Origin of the sequence: Pseudomonas sp. YL2, from assembly GCF_023063025.1 — a bacterium.
In the GTDB taxonomy this organism is placed as follows: Bacteria; Pseudomonadota; Gammaproteobacteria; order Pseudomonadales; family Pseudomonadaceae; genus Aquipseudomonas; species Aquipseudomonas putida_A.
Genome location: NZ_JAJSLU010000005.1, coordinates 233,937 through 259,676 on the forward strand (window position 1 = coordinate 233,937; position 25,740 = coordinate 259,676).

Below are 25,740 nucleotides of genomic sequence, written 5' to 3' on the forward strand. Positions count from 1 at the left end.
TTTCTCGTTTCCACTCAAGTTAAAAAAGTAGTGAAATTTCAATGTCCGATTTCAACACCGCTGAATCCGTAGTCACCGAATCGTCCAAAGCGGAATACGAAAACTCCATCAATCTTTCACAACACCTTCCACAAGCCAAAATCATCAGCGAGATGGTGCTGGATGCTTTCCAGTCGACCCGCGAAAGTGACCAGATCCGCGAGCTGCGCGCCGCGATCCGTCAGGCGCACGACAGCTTCGATGACGACAAGGCCTACGAGCTGATGGGCGAACTCAAGCGCCTCAAGGACGCCGAGGCCGCCGACATCGCCGCCCTCGAAGACCTGAGCAGCAAGTTTTCAATCGGCCGCATCCTGTCCTGCTTCAAGGACGATCCGGCGTTCCAGGAAATCGTTTACGGCCTCGCGCTCAAAGTGCTGAATCAGACCCACCAGGCGATCAGCAACCCGAGCGGCGGCAAGAGCAAGGCTGCCAAGAAGAAAGAACTGGAAATCTTCACCATCAGCAAGGACGGCAGCAGCGTGACCCTGCCGCTGCGCACGCCGCGTTCGCGTCTGAACGTTGACCGTGAAGCGCTGGAGTTCCTCGGTTTCACCTTCGTCGGTGAAGGCGAAGAAGCCGAGTTGGAGGGCGAGACCTTCATCGACAACGCCGGCACCGAACACGCGATCAACCGCAAGAACATCATCACCGCCCTGCAACAGCAAACCGCGTTCGATGGTTACAGCATCGCCGCGCAGTAATCCCGGCGCCGACAAAAAAGCCCCGCTCTGAGATTCAGGCGGGGCTTTTTGTTGGGCGGCGCGGCGATCAGACTTCCGACTGCACCGCCGCGATCATGTCGACTTCAATCGCGGCGTTCTTCGGCAACTGATACACGCCGACCGTGGTGCGGGTGTGCCGGCCGGCATCGCCGAGCACATGGCTGAACACGTCCGATGCACCGTTGGCCACCTCGCTCAGGTCAACGAAGTCCGGGGTCGACTTCACATACACCGTGACCCGCAACAACGCCCGAATCTTGTCCAGCGACCCCACCGCATCGACAATCAGCGCCAGGCAGCGCATGGCACTGATGCTCGCGGCAGCTTGGGCGTCCTTGAGGGTCAACTCCAACCCCACGCGACCGGGATACAGAATCCTGCCATTGACCCGCGGCACCATGCCGCTGATGTACAACTCATCGCGGTGGCGGATCAGCGGCGCGTAATTGCCGCCGGCGGTGTTCTCGGCATAGATGTCGTAGTTCAGCTCTTGTGCCAGGGCAATGAAGCGTTCGTCGCAGGTCATCCTCTCAGTCATTTCGCCCAGCCTTTTGATCAGTGCATGAAGAATCGCGGAGTGGAACAGTTGAGCGCCGAGGAAGTGGCATGGCGCTATCATTGAAGACTGGATCCAAATCTAGGTGGTTTGCGGCGATACCGCAACCTGTCGTTCTGGACGAAAAACCCCGCGACTCTATCGAATCGCGGGGCTTGATGACCTATATCAACGAACTATCTACACAGCGCCCAAGCGCTCAACCATATCAGGGAATTTCTCCACCAAGCGGATCAACAGTGCCGCCTGAGCATTGGGCTTGGACTTCTCCTGCTCCCAATTCCTCAATGTGCTCGGGCTGGTCCTGATTCGCTTGGCAAATACCGCTTGTGACATGTGCAATTTTTCACGCAGTGCAACGATCTCTTGTGCACCAACCTCGGGAACCGGTTTGTCCTCGACGACCGTATTGCGCAGCGTAATTTTACCTTCGCGATGGGCGGCCATCTCTTCAACGCCCTGCATCAATTCCGCAAACAGGTCGCGTTTTTTCATGAGGCACCTCTTTTTTTCAACTCTATCTCAATGGCTTTTTTGAGCGCCTTCTCTTTCTCGGCGGACAGATTCTCAAGCTCATCTTTGTCATAAATCGCAAACATCCAGAACTGACGATCATTCATAAGCCAATAGTAGATGACCCGCAAGCCACCTCGTCGGCCTTTGCCACGCCGGGCGTCAGACCAACGTAATTTCCGGAAGCCTCCAGTTCGCGGTATTACGTCGCCCGACGCTGGATTGCACTGCAGATAATTCTGCAACTCCCGATACTCATCGTCCGTCAGGTAATGACCAACGCTCGCGGTGAATATTGTGGTTTCAAAAAATACAGTTCGCATGGGCAAACTATAGGCAACTTGCCCATGGAGAGACTATCAACAAATTCGACCTTTGATAAACATCCGATCAACAAAAAACCCCGCACATCTCTCAATGTGCGGGGTTTTTCTTGAAACCATCCAGCCTTACGGCGCGTACGTCAGCAGCAGCTCGGCCGGCACCTTGAAGTCCAGGGACATCATGACGCTCAGGGCGGTGATGGTGAAGATCGAGAACACGAACAGCTTGCGTGCCCAGACCGTGTCATCCACCGCCTTGTAGCCGGTCCAGGCCATGTACAGCCAGTACATGCCCATGGCCGCGGCGACGGCGAGGTAGCTCATGCCGGCGTAACCGCTGAAGGTCAGCATCAAGGTCGCCACGAGGAACGCCAGGATGTAGAGCAGGATGTGCTTCTTGGCCACTTCGATTCCGCGCTTGACGGGCAGCACCGGAATCGATGCGGCCAGGTAGTCGTTGAAACGGAAGATCGCGATGGCGTAGGAATGCGGCATCTGCCACAGACTGAACATCACCAGCAGGGTCAGTGCGGCCATGTCGAAGCTGTTGGTTACGGCAACGTAACCGATCACTGGCGGCATGGCGCCCGACAGACTGCCCACCAGCGTGCCGTGAACCGACTTGCGCTTGAGGTACAGGCTGTAGAAGCCGACGTAGATGATGAAGCCGATTACCGCGAACAGGGCGGCCAACGGGTTGGCCACCTTGTACAACAAGGCAACGCCGAGAACACCCAGGATGGTCGCGTAGACCAGGGCCAGTTTCAGGGAGATCAAGCCCTGCACCAGCACCCGGTTCTTGGTGCGTTCCATCTTCAGGTCGATGTCGCGGTCGATGCAGTTGTTGAACACGCAACCGGAGGCCACAACCAGGGAAGTGCCGATCATGGCGGCCAGGAACACCGCCAGATCTACATGCCCTTTCGAGGCCAGGAAGAACCCGCCTGCCACAGAAAGCACGTTACCGAAAATGATCCCCGGTTTGGTGATTTGGATAAAGTGCTTGAGCGACATCGGGTCTACCTCACTTCGCCATCATGTACGTGTGGATGCTGAACATGATCCACAGCGACAGGCCAACCAGCAGCAGGATCACGATGGCCGTAAAGACAAACGCGATCACGTTGTTACGTTGTGCAATCGAACGGTCCAAGTGCAGGAAGTAATACAGGTGAACGATCACCTGGATGACTGCGAACAACAGAACGATTGCCAGCGTGGTCGACTTCGGCAAGGTCGGAAACATCACCAGGCCGAACGGGATGGCAGTCAGGATCACCGACAGGATGAAGCCGATGGCGTACGACTTTACGCTGCCGTGGCCAGCATCATGGCTGTCATGGGAGTGTGCATTAGCCATTACAGAGTCCCCATCAGGTAAACAACGGTGAATACGCAGATCCACACCACGTCCAGGAAGTGCCAGAACAGGCTCAGGCAGCTCAGACGGGTCTTGTTGGTCGCCGTCAGGCCGTGCTTGTTGACCTGGTACATCATGATGCCCATCCAGATCAGACCCGCAGATACGTGCAGACCGTGGGTACCGACCAGGGTGAAGAACGCCGACAGGAAGCCCGAACGGCTAGGACCGAAGCCCTCGGAGATCAGCAGGTGGAACTCGTTGATCTCCATGGCGATGAAGCCTGCGCCGAGCAGGAAGGTCATGAACAACCAGCCCAGAACCTGCTGCTTCTTGCCTTTGTACAACGCCAGCATGGCGAAGCCGTAGGTGATCGAACTGAACAACAGCAGAGCGGTTTCGCCCAGCACGTATGGCAGTTCGAAGATGTCGTGGCCCGACGGGCCACCGGCGACGTTGTTTACCAGTACTGCGTACACCGCGAAGATCGACGCAAACAGAATGCAGTCGGTCATCAGGTAGAGCCAGAAACCGTATACGGTCATCTCGCCCGAGTCGTGGTGATGGTCATCGTGCCCATGGTCACCATGGGCGTGTCCAACATTGGTCACTAAGTTCGACATGGTTTAAGCCTGTTCCAACGAGGTTACACGGGTGGCATTGGCCGGGATTTTCCCTGCCGCGACCAGACGCTTGTGCTGCTCGGCTTCGATGCGCTCGATCGTTTCAACCGGAACCATGTAGCCCTGGTCGTCACGTGCGGCGTGGATCACGAAGTAGATGACAGTGCCGGCCAGGCTGGCGATCGCCAACCACCAGATGTGCCAGATCATCGCGAAACCGAAGACGGTCAGCAGTGCGCCCATCACCACGCCAGTGGCGGTGTTGTTCGGCATGTGGATCGGCTCGTACTTGGCCGGAGCCTGGTACGCAGTACCGTTTTCCTTGGCTTCGGTGAACGGGTCGATGCAGTCAGCCTTAGGCAGCACAGCGAAGTTGTAGAACGGAGGTGGCGACGAGGTCGACCATTCCAGAGTGTGGGCATTCCACGGGTCACCGTGTTCGCACATGTTCTCTGGCTTGTTGCGGTCACGCACACTGACGTACAGCTGGATCAATTGGCAGGCGATACCGACAGCGATCATCACCGCACCGAACATGGCAACGTACAGGTACGGTACCCACTCAGGGTTGGTGGTGGCGTTCAGACGACGGGTCATGCCCATGAAGCCCAGTGCATAGAGCGGCATGAACGCGACGAAGAAGCCCGAGATCCAGAACCAGAACGCTGCTTTACCCCAGCCTTCGTGCAGCTTGAAGCCGAACGCTTTCGGGAAGTAGAAGCCGAAACCTGCGATGTAGCCGAATACCGCGCCGCCGATGATCACGTTGTGGAAGTGCGCGATCACGAACAGGCTGTTGTGCAGAACGAAGTCAGCACCCGGAATGGCCAGCAGTACGCCGGTCATGCCGCCGATGGCGAAGGTCACCATGAAGCCCAGGGTCCACAGAACCTGGCTGGTGAAGCGCAGACGGCCCTGGTAGATGGTGAACAGCCAGTTGAACAGTTTCACACCCGTCGGGATGGAAATCAGCATCGTCGCCAGACCGAAGAAGGCGTTGACACTGGCACCCGAACCCATAGTGAAGAAGTGGTGCAGCCAAACCATGAAGCCCAGTACCGAGATCGCGCCCGAAGCGTAGATCATCGAGTGGTGGCCGAACAGTTTCTTGCCGGTGAACGCCGAGATCACTTCCGAGAAGATGCCGAATGCCGGCAGGATCAGGATGTAAACCTCAGGGTGGCCCCAGGCCCAGAACAGGTTGACGTACATCATTGGATTGCCACCAAGTTCATTGGTGAAAATGTGGAAATCCATGTAACGGTCGAGGGTCAGCAGTGCCAGGGTAGCGGTCAGGATCGGGAACGAAGCCACGATCAGGACGTTGGCCCAGGTGCAGGTCCAGGTGAAGATCGGCATGTCCATCAGTTTCATGCCAGGGGTACGCATTTTCAGCACGGTGGCGAGGAAGTTGACCCCCGTCAGCGTCGTACCCAACCCGGATAGCTGTAGCGCCCAGATGTAGTAGTCCATCCCCACGCCAGGGCTGTACTGCAGACCCGACAGCGGCGGATAGGCAACCCAACCGGTCTTGGCGAATTCGCCGACACCCAGCGACAGGTTGATCAGCACCACGCCGGACACCAGCAGCCAGAAGCTCAGGGAGTTCAGGAACGGGAAGGCAACGTCACGCGCGCCGATCTGCAGCGGCACTGCAAGGTTCATCAGGCCGGTGAAGAATGGCATCGCCATGAAGATGATCATGATCACACCGTGAGCGGTGAAGATCTGGTCATAGTGTTCAGGCGGCAGGTAGCCAGGCGAACCCTCGGTGGCCATGGCCAACTGGGTACGCATCATGATGGCGTCGGCAAAGCCACGCAGCAGCATGACCATGGCAACGATGATGTACATCACACCGATTTTCTTGTGGTCGACCGACGTCAGCCACTCGGTCCACAAGTAGGTCCACTTCTTGAAGTAGGTGATTGCAGCGAACAACGCCAGACCACCGAGCGCGATCATCGAGATGGTGACCATCACGATCGGCTCGTGGAAAGGGATCGCTTCCCAACTTAATTTACCAAACATCGTTTACTCCTCTGCCCCGGCAGCTGAATGCGAATTCGAGTCCATGTCCGTTGCCGCCACTTCTTTCTCTTTCTTCTCGTGCTTCAGCGGCTTGCCCGGTTTCATGCCTTCGTACTTGTCGACGATGGTCTGGAACAGGTTCGGCGTGACCGAGGAGTAGAGCTCGACTGGATTGTTCTGGCTTGGCTTGGCAAGGGCTGCGTATTCAGCTTGTTCAAGCTGTTTAGGTGCCTTTTTGACTTCACTTACCCAGGCGTCGAAATCTTCCTGAGAAGTTGCGATCGCTTTGAATTTCATACCGGTGAAACCAGCGCCGCTGTAGTTGGCGGAGATACCGTCCATTTCAGCGTTGCGGTCAGCGATCAGGTGCAGCTTGGTGGTCATGCCCGCCATCGCGTAGATCTGGCCGCCCAGGCCCGGGATGAAGAACGAGTTCATCACGGCGTCGGAGGTGATCCGGAAGTTGACCGGAGTGTGCGCCGGGAACACGATCTTGTTGACCGTGGCAATGCCTTGTTCCGGGTAGATGAACAGCCACTTCCAGTCCAGCGCAACGACTTCGATGGTCACCGGCTTGACGTCGGATTCAATCGGACGGTACGGGTCCAGTTTGTGGGTCGAAATGTAGGTGATGTAACCCAGGGCGATGATGATCAGAACCGGGATGGTCCAGACCGCCACTTCGATTTTGGTCGAGTGCGACCATTTCGGGGTGTAGACGGCATCCTTGTTGGACGCGCGGTACTTCCAGGCGAACAGGAAGGTCATGACGATAACCGGCACAACGACCAACAGCATCAGCAGCGTGGCGGTGATGATCAGGTTGCGCTGTTCCAGGCCGACCTGGCCCGTTGGATTGAGCAGGGTCATGTTGCAGCCTCCCAGCAACAACGTGCCGAGCAGCGGCACTAGGCCTAGTAATCTGGGGTACCTGTTTTTACTCATCTCACGACCTCTAAAGCAGCTTGCGCAATGCAGTTGGGTTTTGATCGCCAACACTTCACCCTGCCAAGGGTTGGCATTTTCTTTGGATTGAATAAGGGCCGCCCGTCGCGCGTCAGACGCTCGACAAAACCATGGACAGCGGTCAGTTCTTATTCGAATTCGTGGTCAAAGGCCTTGTTACAGACCAATTCCATTTGGTGCGGAAAGTTGGAAGGCACCGACACCTGGGTGTCGCAAAAGCCTTTCGGCCCGCTCGACACCCGACTTCCTGTCCAGTTCCTTAATAAAGGCTGAACAGTGCCGGGAATTCAGTGCGGGCGATTGTAGATAGGTAGCGCCCTATACACCATGTCTTATCCCGAAATAATTTTTATCGCTCAGAGCAACAATCCATCACCGTTTTTGCAAAAGTTTCGCATGTTATCGAAATCGATTCTCAACAAAAACACCAAAAAATGTAGGCCTATACACCTCAGTTCAGACAGCTCCGAAGGGATTTTCCCAGCGGCGAATCGGCGCAAAGCCCGATATTCAAAGGCCTCTGGCCATCTGCCAGAGCCTGTTAAAACTGCCTGATCTGGCACCTGCGTGCAAAACCAGAAAAATGCCGAAACAGACCAATCCTTTTTTGTAACATTACGCCAATCCGGGTCGCCGAAACGCCCTGCGACAGGGCGCGTGTGACAACATGTCGCACATCTGCCGCACTCTCCATTGCCGTTCGTCACGGTGATTTCACAAACACTCTGAAATGCAAAACGCCCCGATCGGCTGATACGCAAATCGGGGCGTTTTCTGTATCGGCCAATCTGCCGAAGAGTTGATTCAGCGCAGTGCTTTTCGGTTACGCGAGGTCAGCAGCGGCACCAGAATCACCACCAGCACGAACGCCACCAGCGCCCATTGCGCCAGCGACAGACCGAGGATCGGCGGGTACGGCGTCGAGCAAAAACCATCGACCTGGAAGCCCAGCGGGAAGATCTTCGCCAGCGGCAGGTCGTCGACAATCGGCTGCAACACATCGATGCCGCAGCTCACCGCCGGATAGAACTGGGTGTACACGTGATGCCCGGCAACACCGGCGCCGGCGATCGCGCAGATCACCACCAGCACTTCGAACACCGTGATGCTGCGGCGGGTGCGCATGGCCGCGCCGATAAAGGCGAACAACGCAATCAGCAGCAATGCATAACGCTGCAGGATGCACAGCGGGCATGGTGCCTCGCCCAGCACGATCTGCATGTACAGCGCGCCACCAATCAACGCCAGGCAGATGATGCCCAGCAGCACCAGAAAGCGCCGCTCACGTCCCAGTCGAATCGTTTCCTCGCTCATCGCGTTTCCCTTGTATGTCCATGGTTCAGCTGGCTGGCGGCTGCGCTTGCAGTTGCGCCAGCAGGCTGATGTTGTCTTCGATATGCCAATTGGCCGCGATGCGACCGTTGTCGATCTGATAGATATCGGTTGCCCGGAAGTCTACACGCTGGCCCTGTCCTTTGAGAGTCTTGAACGTCCCGCTGAAGTGCCCGCGAAAGTGCAGATGCACCACCACGCGGTCACCGGCAATGATCATTTGCTCGATCTCGCAGCTCAGGTCCGGCACCGCCGTGCGAAAGAACTTCGATGCCAGCAACGGCCCGGTCGGCCCCTGCACCCGACCTTCAGGCGGGGTCTTGTCGACAAACTGCGGCGACAAGGCGGCCGTGGCCAGGGCCTCTTCCCCACTGTTCCAGAAACTGCCGTAACGCCGCGCCGCCAACTCCATTGCATCGCGCTGAGCCTTTGGCAGGCTCTGATCGACGATCAGGGTCTGTGGCGTGATCAATGCCGATTCGGCCGCAGCAAACGGACTGGCCAGCAAAGCAGCCGACAGGCCAAGCATTGCCAGGTTCAGACGAGAGGAGAAGATGATGTGCGACATGGGGGCGATCCTGATCAGTTAAACGAACGAGCGCCTATCATCAGCATCGGGGAATAAACGATAAACCGGTTAAGAAACGATTAACCTTTAAACACTTTTTAAGAATCAAAATTGCGTAACGGCCATCGCGAGCAGGCTCACTCCTACAAGAGATCTGCTTCGTACACCATTTTCATGTACGCCACCGCCCCTGTAGGAGTGAGCCTGCTCGCGATGAAGGCGACTCAGTCCTAAGGATTATTCCAAAGCAGCAGCCGGCCCGAAGAACTCATAACGGCTCTGCTGCTCCGGCACACCCAGCGCCTTCAAATGCCGCTTGATCGCTCCCATGAAGCCCTTCGGCCCGAGGAAGTAAGCATCGACGTCACGTTGCGCCGGCAGCCATTCACCCAATTGCTCTTGGCTGAGGATCCCGACCTTGTCCGCCGCCGGGCTCACGCCGTCGTCTTCGGCGTAGCAATAGAAGCGCTTGAGCTGCGGATGACGCGCCGCCAACCCATCGATCCAGTCACGGAACGCATGCACGCTGCCGTTGCGCGCGCAGTGGATAAAGTGCACCGGGCGCTCGGTTTGCAGCGCTGCTTCGAGCATCGCCAGGGTCGGAGTGATGCCGACCCCGCCACTGATCAGCACCAGCGGTTTGTCGCTGGCAGTCAGGGTGAACTCGCCCGATGGCGGGAACAGCTGAATGCTCGCGCCGACGTGCAATTGGTCATGCAAGTGGTTGGACGCACGACCGCCCGGTTCGCGTTTGACGCTGATGCGGTACTGACCTTTATTGGCCAGTGCCGACAGTGAGTAATTACGGCGGATTTCTTCGCCATCAAGGATCAGCTTCATGCCAATGTACTGACCCGGTTCTGCGGCAAGGATCGGGCCTTTGTCCGCCGGCTCGAAGTAGAACGAAATGATTTCCGCGCTCTCCTCGACCTTGTCCACCACGATGAACTCCCGCGCGCCACGCCAGCCGCCGACTGCCTGTTCTTTCTGGTCGTAGATCGCGGCTTCAGCGCCAATCAGAATCTCGGCCAGTTGCCCGTACGCCGCGCCCCACGCGCTCATGACTTCAGGCGTAGCGATCTCGTCGCCGAGCACTTCGGAAATGGCGCGCAGCAGGCAGGTGCCAACAATCGGGTAGTGCTCCGGGAGGATTTGCAGGGCGACGTGCTTGTTGATGATCTTCGCCACCAGATCGCCCAACTGGTCGAGCTGATCGATGTGCCGGGCGTACATCAACACACCATTGGCCAACGCGCGCGGCTGATCGCCACTGGCCTGATGCGCCTGGTTGAACAGTGGGCGCACCTCAGGGTATTCGGAGAGCATCATGCGGTAGAAGTGGGTGATCAGCGCTTCTCCGCCGCTTTCCAACAGAGGCACAGTGGATTTGACGATGGCACGATCCTGGACGCTAAGCATAAGAATGACTCCTGAGCTTTTTGAGAATTACCTTAGGCTTATCAGTTTTCGTGCCAGATTATTTATCGTTATGAATCAATGACTTATTTTTTACGTAGTCATTTAGACTCAAAGCGCTTTATAGTCATCACGACTACATCGAGTCTCTTTGACTACAAGACCATGACCGCCAAACCCCTGCTCACCGCTCTACTGCCACTGGTCTCCGACCTGTCCCGCGAACTGCCCGAGGGCGAGCGCTATCGGCGCCTGCTCGAAGCCATGCGCGCCCTGCTGCCGTGCGATGCCGCCGCGTTGCTGCGCCTGGACGGCGAATGGCTGGTGCCGCTGGCGGTGGATGGTTTGAGTACCGACACCCTCGGCCGGCGCTTCAAGGTCAGCGAACATCCACGCTTCGAGATCCTGCTGGACGGCGCCGGGCCAACGCGGTTCGCCGCCGACAGCGACTTGCCCGATCCTTACGACGGCTTGGTCGATGGTCTGGGCGATCACCTTGAGGTACATGACTGTCTCGGCTGTCCGCTGTTCGTCGATGAAAAACTCTGGGGCCTGATCACCCTTGATGCGCTCGATCCGGAGCGTTTCGAACCGATCGAACTCGACGCCTTGCAAGCCTTCGCCAGTCTCGCCTCGGCCACGGTCAATGCCGCCGAACGCATTGAGCGCCTAGCGCTGCGTGCCGAAGACGAACACCAACGCGCCGAGGTCTACCGCCAGGCCAGCGGCCAGCAGCAACGCGAAATGATCGGCCAAAGCAAAGCGCACAAACGGCTGGTGGAGGAAATCAATCTGGTCGGCGGCAGCGACCTGACCGTGCTGATCACCGGCGAAACCGGGGTCGGCAAGGAGCTGGTGGCGCAAGCGATTCACGCCGCCTCGCCGCGCGCCGACAAACCGATCATCAGCCTCAACTGCGCCGCTCTGCCCGATACGTTGGTCGAAAGCGAACTGTTCGGCCACGTGCGCGGCGCCTTTACCGGCGCCACCAGCGACCGCCGCGGCAAGTTCGAACTGGCCAATGGCGGCACGCTGTTTCTCGATGAAGTCGGCGAACTGTCGCTGACCGTACAGGCCAAGTTGCTGCGCGTGCTGCAAAGCGGCCAGTTGCAGCGGCTCGGCTCGGACAAGGAACATCAGGTCGATGTGCGCCTGATCGCCGCGACCAACCGCGATCTGGCCGAAGAAGTGCGCAGCGGCCGCTACCGCGCCGACTTCTATCACCGCCTGAGCGTGTACCCGCTGCGAGTGCCGGCGCTGCGCGATCGCGGCCGCGATGTGTTGCTGCTCAGCGGCTTCTTTCTGGAACAGAACCGCTCGCGCATGGGCCTTAACAGCCTGCGCCTGAGCAGCGACGCCCAGGACGCGTTGCTCGCCTACACTTGGCCGGGCAACGTGCGCGAACTGGAACACTTGATCGGGCGTAGCGCACTGAAGGCGCTGGGCAATTGCAAGGTAAGGCCGAAGATCCTCAGTTTGAGCGCGGCGGATCTGGATTTGCCGCGTGAGGCTGTGGATAACTCGGTGGAGCCGGTTGCCGAGGTGCCCGCGATGCCGCTGATCAGCGGCGATTTGCGCAGTGCCACCGAGCAATATCAGCGGCAGTTGATCAGTGCTGCGTTGGCGCGAAATCAGGATAACTGGGCAAGTGCGGCGCGAGAGTTGGGGCTGGACCGGGCGAATCTAGGGCGGATGGCTAAACGCCTTGGGATGAGATAGACCTCCATTGTGGCGAGGGAGCTTGCTCCCGCTCGGCTGCGCAGCAGTCGCAAAAGCAGCGGACATGACCAACCTGATACACCGCGGTGGATGGTTATGGGAGCGCTTCGCACTCCAGCGGGAGCAAGCTCCCTCGCCACACCGTTTGACCCGGATTGAGGATTGAGCCTAAAGCCTGCCCCCGACAAGTCGATAACCCGGCATCAATAGTTTCTGGCGATTTGCACCCTCGCCCATCACCTTTTTCCACAGAAGGTTTTTATGTCTTCCAACAAAGCCCGCGCAGATTCACTTTCGCTTCTGCTGTTTACCTTGCGCAGCGGCAAGCTGATGGCGATCAACCTGCTGAAAGTCAGTGAAATCATCCCCTGCCCGCCACTGACCAAAATGCCCGAGTCGCATCCGCACATCAAAGGCATCGCCACCCTGCGCGGCGCGTCGCTGTCGGTGATCGACCTCAGCCGCGCCATCGGCGAGCGACCACTGGAAGACCCGAACGGCGGCTGCCTGATCGTCACCGACGTCAGCCGTTCCAAGCAGGGTCTGCATGTGCAGGCGGTGAGCAAAATCGTCCATTGCCTGACCACCGACATCAAGCCGCCGCCGTTCGGCTCCGGCGGCTCGCGCGCCTACATCACTGGCGTGACCTCAGTCGACGGCACACTGGTACAAGTGCTCGACATCGAGAAAGTCATCCACAGCATCGCCCCGGCGCAGATCGAAATGGCCCCGACCGACCTGAGCATGGAAGACGCCGAAGTCCTTGGTAACGCACGGATTCTGGTGGTCGACGACAGCCAGGTGGCGTTGCAGCAATCGGTGCACACCCTGCGCAACCTAGGCCTGCAATGTCACACCGCGCGCAGTGCCAAGGAAGCCATCGACTGCCTGCTGGATCTGCAAGGCACCGCGCAGCAGATCAACCTGATCGTCTCCGACATCGAAATGTCCGAAATGGACGGCTATGCCTTCACCCGCACCCTGCGCGAGACGCCGGACTTCGCCCACCTCTACGTGCTGCTGCACACCTCGCTCGACAGCGCGATGAACAGCGAGAAAGCGCGTCTGGCCGGGGCCAACGCGGTGCTGACCAAGTTCTCCTCGCCGGAACTGACCCAGCGCCTGATCGAAGCGGCCAAACACGTCGCCGCCAACGGTCACTGAGTCTTGGGCCAGACATACTGCTTTCTGATGCGGCGCGACCTTCGCCAAGGCGTGCCGCCGATCCACTGGCCGGAAGGCATTGAGCTGAGCACTTATCGCCCGGAACTGGCGGCGGCGGTGCATCAGCTGATGCAACTCGGCTACCGTGAGGGCGGCGGTCGGGTGCCGGCACTGGAGGAATGGCAGCAGCGCTTCGAGAGCGATGCCGAATACGATCCTGAATTGTGCTTTATCGCCCGCGATAACGAAGGCGTGATCGGCGTGGCGCAATGCTGGACCAGTTCGTACATCAAGAATCTGGTGGTGCATCCGCGCGCTCAGGGTCGAGGTTTGGGTCGGGCGTTGCTGTTGAATGCATTCAAGGTGTTTCAGCAACGGCGCGAAGGATTTGTCGATCTGAAGGTGCTGGAAGACAATCTGCGGGCGCAGCGTTTGTATGAGAGTGCCGGGATGATTGTGGTTCGCCGGGAACTTGTGCCGGACTGATCGACCGTCTTCGCGAGCAAGCCCGCTCCAACAGGGGGAACGCATTCCTAATTGTGGGAGCGGGCTTGCTCGCGAAGAGGCCGGCCCAGGCAACTTCTCCCCCTCAGGCATACTCAAACCTTGGCCAAACCAAGGATGCCCAACCATGAAAACCCTCTCCCTGAGCCTGCTCTGCCTCACCGCCCTGGCCTCACAGGCCCACGCCTCCAGCCCCGACGCCTGGGCCGCTTACGATAAAACCGTGCTCGCCAGCTGCACCAAGGCCAGCGGCCTGAAAGACGCCAAACCCGTCGGCACACCCGCGCAATTCGATGACCGCGTCGGCTACACCGCCGTGCTGTTGCAAGGCCAATACCCGCAAAAACACATGAAAGGCCAGCAAGGCACTGAGCTGTGCCTGTACAGCAAAAAGTCGAAAACCGCGTTCGTCACCGAATGGGACTCGATCCGCCCGACCGCCAAGCCCTGAGGGCTGGCGCACAACTTGCTTCGATCAGCCTCAGCCTGGCGACTTTACGTCGCCGTATCACACTCTGATTGAAGATTGATCGTGCAATGAATACGACATTTTCCTGCGTCGGTTGCGGCAAATGCTGCACCGACCACCATGTGCCCCTGACCCTCGCCGAAGCCCGCATGTGGGCGGAGGATGGCGGCCAGGTGATCGTGCTGGTGGAGGCCTTTCTCGGCAACGGCCTGGGCCTGCCGGCGCAGCAGCGTGAACACGCCGAACGGCGTTCGCTGGTGGTACGCAGCGGCACGACCGAGGCCCACGTGGCCATCACCTTCGCCGCCTACAATGTCGGGCGCTGCCGGAATCTTGACGAAGACAACCTGTGCCGTATCTACGAACGCCGGCCGTTGGTGTGCAGGATTTATCCGGCAGAAATCAATCCGCACATCCCGCTCAACCCGGCGGCCAAGGATTGCCCGCCGGAGTCGTGGCAACAGGGGCCGCTGCTGATTGTCGGCGGGGAGTTGGTCGATCAGGAACTGCTGGAGCTTATCCAGCGTTCGCGCCAAGCCGATCGCGATGATATCCGCATCAAGGATGCGATCTGCGCCGCGCTGGGGATTCGCACCACGGCGCTCAAGGGTGACGGGTTTACCGCGTATTTGCCGCAGATGGACGCTTTTGCGGCAGTGATCGATCAGGTTTCAGCACAGCCGCTGAGTGAAGCGTCCAGCGAATGGCTGTTTCATTTGTCCGGGGATGATGTGGCCGTGCAGTTGCTTGCCGCCGGGGCGCAGGTGGTGACTGAGCCGGCGCAGACGTATGCATTCATTTCGCTGCGGGCGGCTTGATCCGGATTTTGTACTGCCTGCAATGGCCCCTTCGGGAGCAAGCCCCCTCCCACAGGGTTTTGAGTTGTACACAGAATAAATGATCAACTCACAAACCTGTGGGAGGGGCTTGCTCCCGAAGAGGCCGGCCCAGATAACCTCAATCCCGAACCTGTCGCCGTCCCCAGAACTCCCGCGCCAGCAACCGCAAATCCCCCGCCAGCCCCGCCACATCTTCAGAATTGCGCTGACTCTGCCGCCCCTCATCCACCGTCAATTCCGACGCCGTGCGAATGCTGACGATGTTGCGATTAATGTCCTCGCTCACCGCACTCTGCTGCTCCACCGCCGCGGCAATCTGCAGGCTCATCTCGGTGATCTGCTCGACCCGCTCACTGATCCCGTCCAGCGCCCGCGCCGCGCGCTGTGCCTGTTCGACGCTGTTATCCACATGCTCGCTGCTCTGCTGCATCACCAGCACTGCATCGCGCGCGCCATTTTGCAGGCTGCTGATCATCCGCTGGATCTCGTTGGTCGACTGCTGCGTGCGTTGCGCCAACCCGCGCACCTCATCGGCCACCACTGCAAAACCGCGCCCGGCATCACCAGCGCGCGCCGCTTCGATCGCCGCGTTAAGCGCCAGCAGATTGGTCTGCTCGGCAATGCTGCGGATCACCTCCAGTACTCCGGAAATCTCGCTGCTGTGGCCTTCGAGCTGATGAATCACCTCGGTCGCCCGCCGCAACTCCTCGGCCAGACGCAACACCGCACTGCGACTCTCGCCGACCAGCAAATGCCCTTCGCGGGTTTCCGTGCCGGCCATGTCCGCCGCCACCGAGGCCTGCTGCGCATGGCTGGCAACCTGCGCGACACTGGCGGCCATCTGATGAATCGCCGCCGCCACCTGATCGGTTTCCGCTTGCTGCGCCAACGAACTGCTGTGGCTGCTTTGCAAATGATCAACCAGTTGCGCCGCATGCCCGGCCAACTGCTGCGATGCATCACCGATGCGCCCGGCCACAGCGCCGACCTGCGCTTCGAGCATCTGCAGGGCGAATTCAATCTGGCCGATTTCATCGCGGCGCCCGGTGTAAATGCTCTGACTCAACGGATTGTCCGCGACCTGCCGCGCCCGTTCGCTCAGCCGCTCCAGCGGCCGCAAGATCCAGCGCACGCCGAACGTGCAGAGACTGCTGCCGACAACAAATGCCAGCCCATCGATCCATGCCGACTCCGGACGCAACCAGGCCTCGATCCCCAACACCAGCCCCAGCAACGCACTGGCCAACACCGTGATCCTGCCACGCAGACCTAAAGTGGGCAGCGGCCGCCGTCCCTTCAACTCTCCACGCAACTGCGCGTACACCCGCTCCGCCGCCGCCACCTGCCGTGCATCCGGCCGGGTGCGCACCGATTGATACTCCACCGCCACGCCGTTCTGCGTAACCGGCGTGACATAGGCGCTGACCCAATAGTGATCGCCATTCTTGCAACGATTCTTCACCAGCCCCATCCACGAGCGCCCGCCCTTCAGCGTCTGCCACATATGCGCAAACGCCAGCGCCGGCATGTCCGGATGGCGCAACAGGTTGTGTGGCTTGCCGAGCAATTCGTCGCGACTGTAGCCGCTGATCCTGATGAAATCGTCGTTGGCGTAAGTGATCGCGCTGGTCAGATCAGTGGTCGAAAGAATGTTCGCGTCCGGCGCCACATCGACGTTACGGCCGGTTACCGGGAGATTGATCTTCATGGAAAGCGCGCTCGTTTTATGGGAAGAGTCGGCAGGGCTGCTGACTCTAAGCGCACCAATTGGTCAAATATTGATCTGGCTCAGGATCTGAGCACTTAGCCATCACTGCGACCGAAAATCGCAGTCGATGGCTGAAGGCGGGATGAAACTCAGCGCTTGCCCATCGAGCGACGGGTGCCCGGCGGCGCCATGCCCGGGGTCTTGGTATGGCCGTTCTTGGCGCCGTTCTTGTACCACGGCTGATTCGAACCCTTGGCCGCCGCCAGTTCACCCGGTTTGAACGGGAACTTGAAAGCCGGAATCTCGGGTTTGGTTTCGCTGGCATCAGTCAGCTCGGCCGGGACATCGCTCACGGCGTCGTCAACCGGCGGTTGGGTCGGGGAAGTCATAAAAGCTCCGCAAAGCAAAAAGTCGGGCCCGAACAGTGAGCCGCGAAGGCGCGCAGTATACCTGCGCGCCTTGCGACAGCACCTGAAGATTTGCAGCGCACGCCGAACGGTTTAGAGGTAGGTGATGGTGCAATGTTTCCTAAATTGGGAATGATCGGTCCCTTTTTGGGACCGGCTAACACCAATAGCCGGCAGAGATGCGTCGCCCGCACAGACGTCTTCGCGAGCAGGCTCGCTCCCACAGGTGGACTGTCTTTTAACCTGTAGGAGTGGGCCTGCTCGCGATGAACGATGACGCGGTGCTCGGACGAATCAAGTGCGTGGATCAACCCGATCCAGCGCCCGGTTCACCGCCAGTTCGGCGAGCATGACGATCTGCTGGATCGCCAGCGCCGTGCTGCGTTGCGGGCCGCCGAGTTCATTGGCGAAGTTACTGGCCATGGCACTGGCAGAGGCCAACGATTCGTAAGCGTGGGCGAGCAGGGTTTCGGTGTCGATGCCTGGGTTGACCAGAAACATGGTGCTTGGCTGTCGCGGCTGGACGGGTTGCGGACTGAGGTAAAAGTCGAGCGCGCGTTTGATGGCTTCGCGGTTTTGGGCGAGGTCTTCTGCGCGGATGGCTTCGGCGAGTGGGGTTGTGGTTTCGGTGGGAGGGTCTGGGATCAGTTTATCCATGGGTAGCTCCTACTTGTATTTGGGAGCCAGCCTTTGTCGTTTCCACACGACAAAAGGTGGCAACTGTGCGCGGGGTGGAAAACCGATAAGTAGGCAACCGGCCAGACCGAAGTCTGCCCACGCACAGCCGCCGCGACGCAGTTTGCAGACGAAAAAAGACGTCGGCAACGATTACGGTGCTGGTGCATTGTTTCTACTTGAATCGGGTTTCCACACCCGATCGCTGAATTTGCAGCGACAACCAAAGACTAGAGAGCGCGCTTCCGACGGACAACCTGAAAACCTTGTGGGAAGGTTCTGGTTGTTTGGCACAGAATTAAACAGTTCAACGTAATCGGCTGACTGGACAGACCTCTTCGCGAGCAAGCCCGCTCCCACAGTTGAACCGAGTACACCTGCCAGAGATTGGTCGGCTGTCAGGCCGCCATCGCTGGCAAGCCAGCTCCCACAAAAGAGCAAAAGCAAGATCAAAAGATCGCAGCCTGCGGCAGCTCCTACAGGGAAGATAAGTACAACCCGCACGCGGCGCATGCCGCCCCACTCCAGGATGAGCGCAAGCTCGGCTGTCGCTCTTGATCTTGATCCACGGGCGACGTCGGAAGGCTGAGTGGAGGGATTGATCCGGGGGTGGGAGCGCAGCGACCGTTTGGCGAAGCCAAACACAGCGAGAGGAGGTGCAGCGAAGCAAACCGTAGGCGCTGCCCCCGGATCAATCCCGGAGCGAAGGAACCCCGAGCCCCAGCGAGCGGGCCGAACGTAGGAGCAAGCGTTTTTGGTTACTTTTTAGGCGTTTGTAAAAAGTGACCCGCCGTAAGGGCGGAACCGTAATCAGCCACACCCGCAGAAACGGATATACACCCCGGCGAAACTGACAGCGCTGACAGCTAGCCGTCACCCTACTGACCTGCAGACAGGTTTATAAAGACAACAACCCTGCCCAAACTCCGTCCGGCGCCCACCCCGCATGCGAATCCAAAAGAACAAAGCCCTGCTCGCCATCCTGTTGATCGTCCTCGCAGGCGCAGGTCTGTGGTACACCCTGAAACCCGCCCCGACCAAACTCGCCACCCCCACCGCCATCCCCGTGCGAGTGATCGCGGTCAGCGAAAAAGACGTCCCCCGCTACACCACCGGCATCGGCTCCGTACTCTCATTACACAGCGTCGTAGTACGCCCACAAATAGACGGCATCCTCACCAAAATCCTCGCCAAGGAAGGCCAACTCGTCAAAGCAGGCGACCTGCTCGCCACCATCGACGACCGCTCGATCCGCGCCAGCCTCGACCAGGCCCGCGCACAACTGGGCGAAAGCCAGGCGCAACTGCAAGTCGCCCTGGTCAACCTCAAACGCTACAAACTGCTCAGCGTCGACGACGGCGTCTCCAAACAGACCTACGACCAGCAACAAGCACTGGTCGACCAGTTGAAGGCCACCGCCCAAGGCAACCAGGCCGCAATCGACGCGGCGCAAGTACAACTTTCCTACACGCAGATCCGCTCCCCGGTCACCGGCCGCGTCGGTATTCGCACCGTCGACGAAGGCAACTTCCTGCGCATGACCGACACCGCCGGCCTGTTCACCGTGACCCAGATCGACCCGATCGCCGTGGAATTCTCGCTGCCACAGCAAATGCTGCCGACCCTGCAGGGCCTGATCAACGATCCGCAGCACGCACAGGTCAAGGCTTACATCGGCGCCGACACCGACGGTGAAACCGGCAACCTGCTCGGCGAAGGTCACCTGACCCTGATCGACAACCAGATCAACGCCAACACCGGCACCATCCGCGCCAAGGCCGAATTCGACAATGCCAGCCAAAAGCTCTGGCCGGGCCTGCTGGTGACGGTAAAAATTCAGACGGCACTGGATAAGAATGCGCTGGTGGTGCCGCCTACCGTCGTACAGCGCGGTCTCGACCAACACTTCGTTTACCGCGTGAATGGCGACAAAGTCGAAGCCGTACAAGTGCAGATGGTCTATCAGGGCAGCGGGCAGGACATCATCAAAGGCGTGAAAACCGGTGACGTGCTGGTGACCGACGGCCAGTCGCGGCTCAAACCCGGCTCGACCGTGCAGGTCATGAGTGAACCGCCACAGGTGGTGCAAGCGGAGCCGAAACCATGAAGGCGCACAAAGGCGTCTCCACCTGGTGCATCGATCACCCGGTCGCGACGATTCTGTTGACCATCGCTTTGGTGCTGGTCGGCGTAATTGCCTTCCCGCGCCTGCCGATTGCCCCACTGCCGGAAGCGGAATTTCCGACAATTCAGGTCTCGGCGCAGTTGCCCGGTGCGAGCCCCGACACCATGGCCTCGTCCGTGGCCACGCCGCTGGAGGTGCAATTCAGCGCCATCCCCGGCATGACCCAGATGACTTCCAGCAGCGCGCTCGGCTCCAGTCTGCTAACCCTGCAATTCACCTTAGACAAGAGCATCGACACCGCCGCTCAGGAAGTCCAGGCGGCGATCAACACCGCTGCCGGCAAACTGCCCAAGGACATGCCGACCCTGCCAACGTGGAAGAAGGTCAACCCGGCCGACAGCCCGGTGCTGATCCTCAGCGTCAGCTCGACGCAAATGCCCGGCACCGAACTCAGCGACCTGGTGGAAACCCTGCTCTCGCGTCAGATCAGTCAGATCGACGGTGTAGGACAAATCAACATCACCGGCCAGCAACGTCCGGCGATCCGCGTGCAAGCCTCGGCCGACAAACTGGCGGCCATCGGCCTGACCCTGGCCGACATTCGTCTGGCGATCCAGCAGACCAGCCTCAACCTCGCCAAAGGTGCGTTGTACGGCGAATCGAGCATCTCGACGCTGTCGACCAACGACCAGTTGTTCAAACCCGAGGACTACAGCCAACTCATCGTTTCCTACAAGGACGGCGCCCCGGTTCACCTGCGCGATGTCGCCAAAGTCGTCAACGGTTCGGAAGATGCCTACGTGCAAGCTTGGGCCGGTGATCAACCGGGGGTGAACCTGGTGATTTCGCGGCAACCGGGGGCGAACATCGTCGAAACCGTCGACCGCATTCAAGCCGCACTGCCCGGCCTCGAAGCCATGCTCCCGGCCTCGGTGCAGGTGAAAACCCTGATCGACCGCACCCAGACCATCCGCGCCTCGTTGCATGAAGTCGAGATCACCCTGTTGATCGCGATCCTGTTGGTGGTGGCGGTGATGGCGCTGTTCCTGCGCCAGTTGTCGGCAACGATGATCGTCTCGGCGGTGCTCGGCGTGTCGCTGACCGCCAGTTTCGCCCTGATGTACCTGCTGGGATTCAGCCTGAACAACCTGACGCTGGTGGCGATCGTCGTCGCGGTCGGGTTTGTCGTGGACGATGCGATTGTGGTGGTGGAGAACATCCACCGGCATCTGGAGGCCGGCGACAGCATGCGCGAAGCGGCGGTCAAAGGTGCCGGCGAGATCGGCTTTACTGTGGTGTCGATCAGTTTCTCGCTGGTGGCAGCGTTTATTCCGCTGCTGTTCATGGGCGGTGTGGTCGGGCGGTTGTTCAAGGAATTCGCCCTGACCGCGACCTCGACCATTCTGATTTCGGTGGTGGTGTCGCTGACCCTCGCGCCGACGCTGGCAGCGCTGTTCATGCGCAAACCGGTGCACCACGCCCACGACAAACCGGGCTTCAGTGAACGCTTGCTCGGCTGGTACGAAAAAGGTCTGCGCCGCGCCCTCGCCCACCAGAAACTGATGATCGGCGTGTTCGGCCTGTCGCTGGCACTGGCGATTGCCGGTTACATCTTTATCCCCAAGGGTTTCTTCCCGGTGCAGGACACCGGGTTTGTCCTCGGCACCACCGAAGCCGCTGCGGATATTTCCTACGGCGACATGGTGAAAAAACACTTGGCCATGGCCGAAATCGTCGCCGCCGATCCGGCCGTTCAGGCGTTCTCGCACTCGGTCGGTGTGTCCGGCAGCAACCAGACCATCGCCAACGGCCGCTTCTGGATTGCCCTGAAAAAACGCGGCGACCGCGACGTCTCGGCCAGCCAGTTCATCGACCGCATTCGTCCGCAACTGATGAAAGTCCCGGGCATCGTCCTGTATCTGCGCGCCGGCCAGGACATCAACCTCAGCTCCGGCCCGAGTCGCGCGCAGTATCAATACGTGCTCAAGAGCAACGACGGCGCGACCCTCGCCACATGGACCCAGCGCCTGACCGAAAAACTGCGCAGCAACCCGGCGTTCCGCGACATTTCCAACGACCTGCAACTGGGCGGCAGCATCACTCACATCAGCATCGACCGCAGCGCCGCCGCGCGTTTCGGCCTGACCGCGAGTGATGTCGACGAGGCGCTGTACGACGCCTTTGGTCAGCGTCAGATCAACGAGTTCCAGACCCAGGTCAACCAGTACAACGTGATTCTCGAGCTGGACACCAAGCAACGCGGCAAAGCCGAAAGCCTCAACTATTTCTACCTGCGCTCGCCGCTGAGTGGCGAGATGGTGCCGCTGTCGGCGCTGGCCAAATTCGATGCGCCGACCATCGGCCCGCTGTCGATTGCCCATGACGGCATGTTCCCCGCCGCCAACCTGTCGTTCAACCTGGCGCCCGGCGTGGCGTTGGGCGACGCGGTGATCCTGCTCAATCAGGCCAAGGCCGAGATCGGCATGCCCACCGCGATCAGCGGCAATTTCCAGGGCGCGGCGCAGGCGTTCCAGAGTTCGCTGGCCAGTCAGCCGTGGCTGATTCTCGCGGCGCTGGTGGCGGTGTACATCATTCTCGGCGTGCTCTATGAGAGCTTCGTACATCCGCTGACAATCATCTCGACGCTGCCGGCGGCCGGTCTCGGGGCGGTGATCATGCTGTGGATCTGCGGTCAGGATTTTTCGATCATGGCGTTGATCGGGCTGGTGTTGCTGATCGGTATCGTCAAGAAGAACGGCATCCTGATGATCGACTTTGCCCTGGAAGCCCAGCGCAATCGCGGACTGGCGCCGCAGGATGCGATTTTCGAAGCGTGCCTGACGCGGTTCCGGCCGATCATCATGACCACCCTCGCCGCGCTGCTCGGCGCGTTGCCGCTGATGCTCGGTTACGGCACCGGCGCCGAACTGCGCCAGCCGCTGGGGATCGCGGTGGTGGGCGGCTTGCTGGTCAGCCAGATGCTGACGCTGTTTACCACGCCGGTCATATACTTGTGGCTTGAGCGGCTTTTCCACAGGCCCAAACCAATGCCCGCGACGGCACTGGCGACCACAGACTGAGGCAGGGTCATGCGCGTTCTGATTATCGAAGACGAGGAAAAAACCGCGGATTATCTGCACCGCGGTCTGACGGAACAGGGTTACACCGTGGACCTGGCCCGCGACGGCGTCGAAGGCCTGCACCTGGCGCTGGAAAGCGACTATGCGGTGATCGTCCTCGACGTAATGCTGCCGGGCCTGGATGGTTTCGGCGTTTTGCGCGCATTGCGTGCACGCAAGCAGACCCCGGTGATCATGCTCACCGCCCGCGAGCGCGTCGAAGACCGGATCAAGGGCCTGCGTGACGGCGCCGACGATTACCTCGGCAAACCGTTTTCCTTTCTGGAACTGGTGGCCCGCCTGCAGGCGCTGACCCGGCGCAGCGGTGGCCATGAACCGGTGCAAGTGAGCATCGCCGACCTGTGGATCGATCTGATCAGCCGCAAGGCTACCCGCGCCGGCACCCGCCTGGACCTGACGGCGAAAGAGTTCTCGCTGCTCAGCGTGCTGGCGCGCCGGCAAGGTGAAATCCTCTCGAAAACCGCGATTGCCGAGATGGTCTGGGACATCAATTTCGACAGCGACGCGAACGTCGTCGAAGTCGCGATCAAGCGTCTGCGCGCCAAGCTCGACGGGCCGTTCGACGAGAAACTGCTGCACACGATTCGTGGCATGGGTTATGTGCTGGAGAGCCGTGGTGTCCAGTAATTCGATTGCCCTGCGTTTGAGCGGGATGTTTACGCTGGTGGCGCTGCTGGTGTTTCTGTTGATTGGCGGCGCGCTGTATCAGCAGGTCGACAAAGGCCTGGGTCTGCTGCCGGAAGCCGAGCTGGATGCGCGTTACAGCGTACTGGAGTCGGCGCTCAATCGTTATGGCACGCCTGAGCATTGGGTGAAGATCAACGCCAAGCTCAAGCTGCTCGGCGAGGAAGACAAGCGCATTCGTTTCTGGGTGGTCAGCGGTGATCCCGGTTACGAGTACGGCGAGCCGGACGCGCAAATCCGCGCCTTCGCCAAAGGCCCAACCGGCATGCATGACCTGCAGTTGCCCGAGCATCCTTATCCGCTGAAAGTGCTGCTGACCGAGTTACCCGCCAAGGACCAGCGCCCGCCGCTGCGCTTCATGATCGGCATCGATACCGAGACTTTCCACGAGACTCAGCACAACCTGCTGATCGCCTTGGTCAGCCTTGCCATTGTCGGCGTGCTGCTGGCCTCGGCGCTGGGTTACTGGGTGGCGCGGATCGGCCTCAAGCCGTTGATCAAACTGTCCCACGAAGCCCAGCGCCTGGCGCCGCCACTACGGGCCGGACGCCTGCGCATGTCACCGTTGCCACCGGAGCTGGAGCAGTTTGTCGACTCGTTCAACTCAACCCTGGAGCGGGTCGAACAGGCCTATTCGCGCCTGGAATCGTTCAACGCCGACGTCGCCCACGAACTGCGCTCGCCACTGACCAACCTGATCGGCCAGACCCAGGTTGCACTGACGCGTGGACGCTCCGCCGAACACTATTTCGAAGTGCTGCAATCGAACCTCGAAGAGCTGGAGCGCCTGCGTTCGATCATCAACGACATGCTGTTTCTGGCCAGCGCCGACCAGGGCAGCAAGGCCACCAAACTGACCGAGACTTCTTTGGCCGATGAAGTCGCGACCACGCTGGAGTACCTGGATTTCATCCTCGAAGATGCGCAAGTGCAGGTGCACGTCAGTGGCGATGCGCAGGTGCGGATCGAGATCGCGCATCTGCGTCGGGCATTGATCAATCTGCTGAGCAACGCCGTGCAGCACACCGAGCCGGGCCAGGTGATCGAGGTGTGCATCGAAGTTGAAGAGCATCAGGTCAGCATCGGCGTGGCCAATCCGGGCTCGCCGATTGCCAGCGAGCACTTGCCGCGTCTGTTCGAACGCTTCTACCGGGTCGATGCCTCGCGCAGCAACAGCGGCAACAACCATGGGCTGGGGCTGGCGATCGTCAAGGCGATTGCGTTGATGCATGGTGGGGATGTGTTTGTGCGCAGTGATCGGGGGATGAATACCTTCGGCATCCACCTCCCGGTCTAACTGAAAAGCAAAATCCCTGTGGCGAGGGAGCTTGCTCCCGCTCGGCTGCGCAGCAGTCGTAAATCCTGCACACGCAGTTTGTCTGAATGAACGTGATTGCCGGGTTTAGGGCCGCTTCGCAGCCCAGCGGGAGCAAGCTCCCTCGCCACAAGGAATGGCGTTCACCCGTGGTTGATCTTTGCTTGTGCTGTAACAGTCATTTATGAAAATCACGCTGTTTCCCAACGCCCGGCGACCTTATCTTTGCCCGCACCAAACAGCACTTGCCAAGCAAGAAGGTTTTCAAGATGTCCAACAGTATGGGTATTGCCAGCGCTTTCGTTTTGTCCTCATTGATCCTGTCGCCGATGGCGATGGCTGAAGAATCGCAAGCGTTCGTAGCGCAGAATGCCGCTCGCGCTCACGCCTTCGAACAGTATCAGGCAGAAGTGATGGCCAAGTCGCAGGACGCCTCGCAAGCCCCTCAAGCCGCCACTTCCCAGGCTCAAGCGGCCGAGAAAGACAGCTGAGTCGCGCACCGCGAAACATTTCCCTCGACGCGGTTGTTTGGCTCTTCC

At 59.6% G+C, this 25,740-nt stretch carries 25 protein-coding genes and 1 pseudogene; 11 read left to right on the plus strand and 15 right to left on the minus strand.

The genetic code is table 11. The annotated features are described in order from the left end of the window. Positions 1-41: 41 nt before the first annotated feature. On the plus strand, positions 42-743 hold the full coding sequence (locus LVD08_RS10270; protein WP_096795496.1) for a hypothetical protein: 702 nt from the start codon (positions 42-44) through the stop codon (positions 741-743). Between the two features lie 67 nt (positions 744-810). On the opposite strand, the gene LVD08_RS10275 is transcribed toward LVD08_RS10270, so the two are convergent. From LVD08_RS10275 to hmpA, 11 genes are all read right to left on the minus strand, one after another. After that, positions 811-1,302, minus strand: a complete 492-nt coding sequence (locus LVD08_RS10275) for a RidA family protein (RefSeq protein ID WP_247268074.1) — start codon at positions 1,300-1,302, stop codon at positions 811-813. Positions 1,303-1,500: 198 nt separating this feature from the next. Then, a complete protein-coding gene (locus LVD08_RS10280; RefSeq protein WP_047599259.1) occupies positions 1,501-1,815 on the minus strand; it encodes a helix-turn-helix domain-containing protein in 315 nt (104 codons plus the stop codon). Then, entirely contained in the window at positions 1,812-2,156 is a 345-nt protein-coding gene (locus tag LVD08_RS10285; protein WP_247268075.1) for a toxin, read from the minus strand. The genes LVD08_RS10280 and LVD08_RS10285 overlap by 4 nt, the downstream gene beginning before the upstream one ends. A gap of 126 nt (positions 2,157-2,282) precedes the next feature. Continuing rightward, complete coding sequence (gene cyoE / locus LVD08_RS10290; protein WP_003227980.1) at positions 2,283-3,170, minus strand: heme o synthase; 888 nt, start codon at positions 3,168-3,170, stop codon at positions 2,283-2,285. A 10-nt stretch (positions 3,171-3,180) separates the two neighbouring features. Continuing rightward, positions 3,181-3,516 carry a cytochrome o ubiquinol oxidase subunit IV gene (gene cyoD / locus LVD08_RS10295; protein WP_003227981.1) on the minus strand — a complete coding sequence of 112 codons (336 nt, stop codon included), beginning with the start codon at positions 3,514-3,516 and terminating at the stop codon, positions 3,181-3,183. Next, on the minus strand, positions 3,516-4,139 hold the full coding sequence (gene cyoC, locus LVD08_RS10300) for a cytochrome o ubiquinol oxidase subunit III (protein ID WP_003227982.1): 624 nt from the start codon (positions 4,137-4,139) through the stop codon (positions 3,516-3,518). Before cyoC ends, cyoD begins: the two co-directional genes overlap by 1 nt. A 3-nt stretch (positions 4,140-4,142) precedes the next feature. After that, positions 4,143-6,170 (minus strand): cytochrome o ubiquinol oxidase subunit I, encoded by a 2,028-nt coding sequence (gene cyoB, locus LVD08_RS10305; protein ID WP_007968380.1) that lies wholly within the window; start codon positions 6,168-6,170, stop codon positions 4,143-4,145. A 3-nt stretch (positions 6,171-6,173) separates the two neighbouring features. Continuing rightward, positions 6,174-7,115, minus strand: coding sequence for a ubiquinol oxidase subunit II (gene cyoA / locus LVD08_RS10310; RefSeq protein WP_027612162.1), 942 nt, complete (start codon positions 7,113-7,115; stop codon positions 6,174-6,176). 825 nt (positions 7,116-7,940) lie between these two features. Further along, the gene (locus LVD08_RS10315; RefSeq protein WP_025109264.1) at positions 7,941-8,450 is read right to left on the minus strand and encodes a disulfide bond formation protein B; all 510 of its coding nucleotides are present in this window, start codon (positions 8,448-8,450) and stop codon (positions 7,941-7,943) included. Positions 8,451-8,475: 25 nt separating this feature from the next. Continuing rightward, positions 8,476-9,036: an ester cyclase gene (locus tag LVD08_RS10320; protein ID WP_247268076.1), complete on the minus strand. Its 561-nt coding sequence runs from the start codon at positions 9,034-9,036 to the stop codon at positions 8,476-8,478. Between the two features lie 237 nt (positions 9,037-9,273). After that, a complete protein-coding gene (gene hmpA / locus LVD08_RS10325) occupies positions 9,274-10,455 on the minus strand; it encodes an NO-inducible flavohemoprotein (RefSeq protein WP_108183734.1) in 1,182 nt (393 codons plus the stop codon). 162 nt (positions 10,456-10,617) lie between these two features. Here hmpA and norR point away from each other — a divergent pair, with 162 nt between their 5' ends. The 5 genes from norR (at position 10,618) to LVD08_RS10350 (ending at position 15,126) form a co-directional block, all read left to right on the plus strand. Further along, entirely contained in the window at positions 10,618-12,171 is a 1,554-nt protein-coding gene (gene norR / locus LVD08_RS10330) for a nitric oxide reductase transcriptional regulator NorR (protein ID WP_247268077.1), read from the plus strand. Positions 12,172-12,432: 261 nt separating this feature from the next. Beyond that, positions 12,433-13,335, plus strand: a complete 903-nt coding sequence (locus LVD08_RS10335; RefSeq protein ID WP_027612166.1) for a chemotaxis protein CheV — start codon at positions 12,433-12,435, stop codon at positions 13,333-13,335. A 27-nt stretch (positions 13,336-13,362) separates the two neighbouring features. Continuing rightward, positions 13,363-13,821, plus strand: coding sequence for a GNAT family N-acetyltransferase (locus LVD08_RS10340; protein ID WP_135296522.1), 459 nt, complete (start codon positions 13,363-13,365; stop codon positions 13,819-13,821). 145 nt (positions 13,822-13,966) lie between these two features. Beyond that, positions 13,967-14,290, plus strand: coding sequence for a hypothetical protein (locus LVD08_RS10345; RefSeq protein ID WP_007968394.1), 324 nt, complete (start codon positions 13,967-13,969; stop codon positions 14,288-14,290). 86 nt (positions 14,291-14,376) lie between these two features. Further along, the gene (locus LVD08_RS10350) at positions 14,377-15,126 is read left to right on the plus strand and encodes a YkgJ family cysteine cluster protein (protein WP_247268078.1); all 750 of its coding nucleotides are present in this window, start codon (positions 14,377-14,379) and stop codon (positions 15,124-15,126) included. A gap of 139 nt (positions 15,127-15,265) precedes the next feature. Here the strand turns inward: LVD08_RS10350 and LVD08_RS10355 are convergent, their stop codons facing one another. From LVD08_RS10355 to LVD08_RS10365, 4 genes and pseudogenes are all read right to left on the minus strand, one after another. Continuing rightward, positions 15,266-16,372, minus strand: coding sequence for a methyl-accepting chemotaxis protein (locus LVD08_RS10355; protein WP_431061456.1), 1,107 nt, complete (start codon positions 16,370-16,372; stop codon positions 15,266-15,268). Positions 16,373-16,573: 201 nt separating this feature from the next. Beyond that, positions 16,574-16,855 (minus strand): annotated as a pseudogene (locus tag LVD08_RS28230) (PAS domain-containing protein); the annotation flags it as partial. Positions 16,856-17,004: 149 nt separating this feature from the next. Continuing rightward, positions 17,005-17,244 (minus strand): hypothetical protein, encoded by a 240-nt coding sequence (locus tag LVD08_RS10360; RefSeq protein ID WP_041071739.1) that lies wholly within the window; start codon positions 17,242-17,244, stop codon positions 17,005-17,007. Between the two features lie 312 nt (positions 17,245-17,556). Then, complete coding sequence (locus LVD08_RS10365; RefSeq protein ID WP_247268080.1) at positions 17,557-17,919, minus strand: DUF6124 family protein; 363 nt, start codon at positions 17,917-17,919, stop codon at positions 17,557-17,559. 964 nt (positions 17,920-18,883) lie between these two features. Between LVD08_RS10365 and LVD08_RS10370 the strand changes: the two genes are divergently transcribed. From LVD08_RS10370 to LVD08_RS10390, 5 genes are all read left to right on the plus strand, one after another. Beyond that, positions 18,884-20,044, plus strand: a complete 1,161-nt coding sequence (locus LVD08_RS10370) for an efflux RND transporter periplasmic adaptor subunit (RefSeq protein ID WP_247268081.1) — start codon at positions 18,884-18,886, stop codon at positions 20,042-20,044. Further along, positions 20,041-23,142: a multidrug efflux RND transporter permease subunit gene (locus tag LVD08_RS10375; protein ID WP_247268082.1), complete on the plus strand. Its 3,102-nt coding sequence runs from the start codon at positions 20,041-20,043 to the stop codon at positions 23,140-23,142. Before LVD08_RS10370 ends, LVD08_RS10375 begins: the two co-directional genes overlap by 4 nt. Positions 23,143-23,151: 9 nt before the next feature. Then, positions 23,152-23,829, plus strand: a complete 678-nt coding sequence (locus LVD08_RS10380; RefSeq protein WP_007916978.1) for a heavy metal response regulator transcription factor — start codon at positions 23,152-23,154, stop codon at positions 23,827-23,829. After that, positions 23,819-25,183, plus strand: coding sequence for a heavy metal sensor histidine kinase (locus tag LVD08_RS10385; protein ID WP_247268083.1), 1,365 nt, complete (start codon positions 23,819-23,821; stop codon positions 25,181-25,183). The genes LVD08_RS10380 and LVD08_RS10385 overlap by 11 nt, the downstream gene beginning before the upstream one ends. Positions 25,184-25,470: 287 nt before the next feature. Further along, positions 25,471-25,692, plus strand: a complete 222-nt coding sequence (locus LVD08_RS10390) for a hypothetical protein (protein WP_096795481.1) — start codon at positions 25,471-25,473, stop codon at positions 25,690-25,692. Positions 25,693-25,740: the final 48 nt, after the last annotated feature.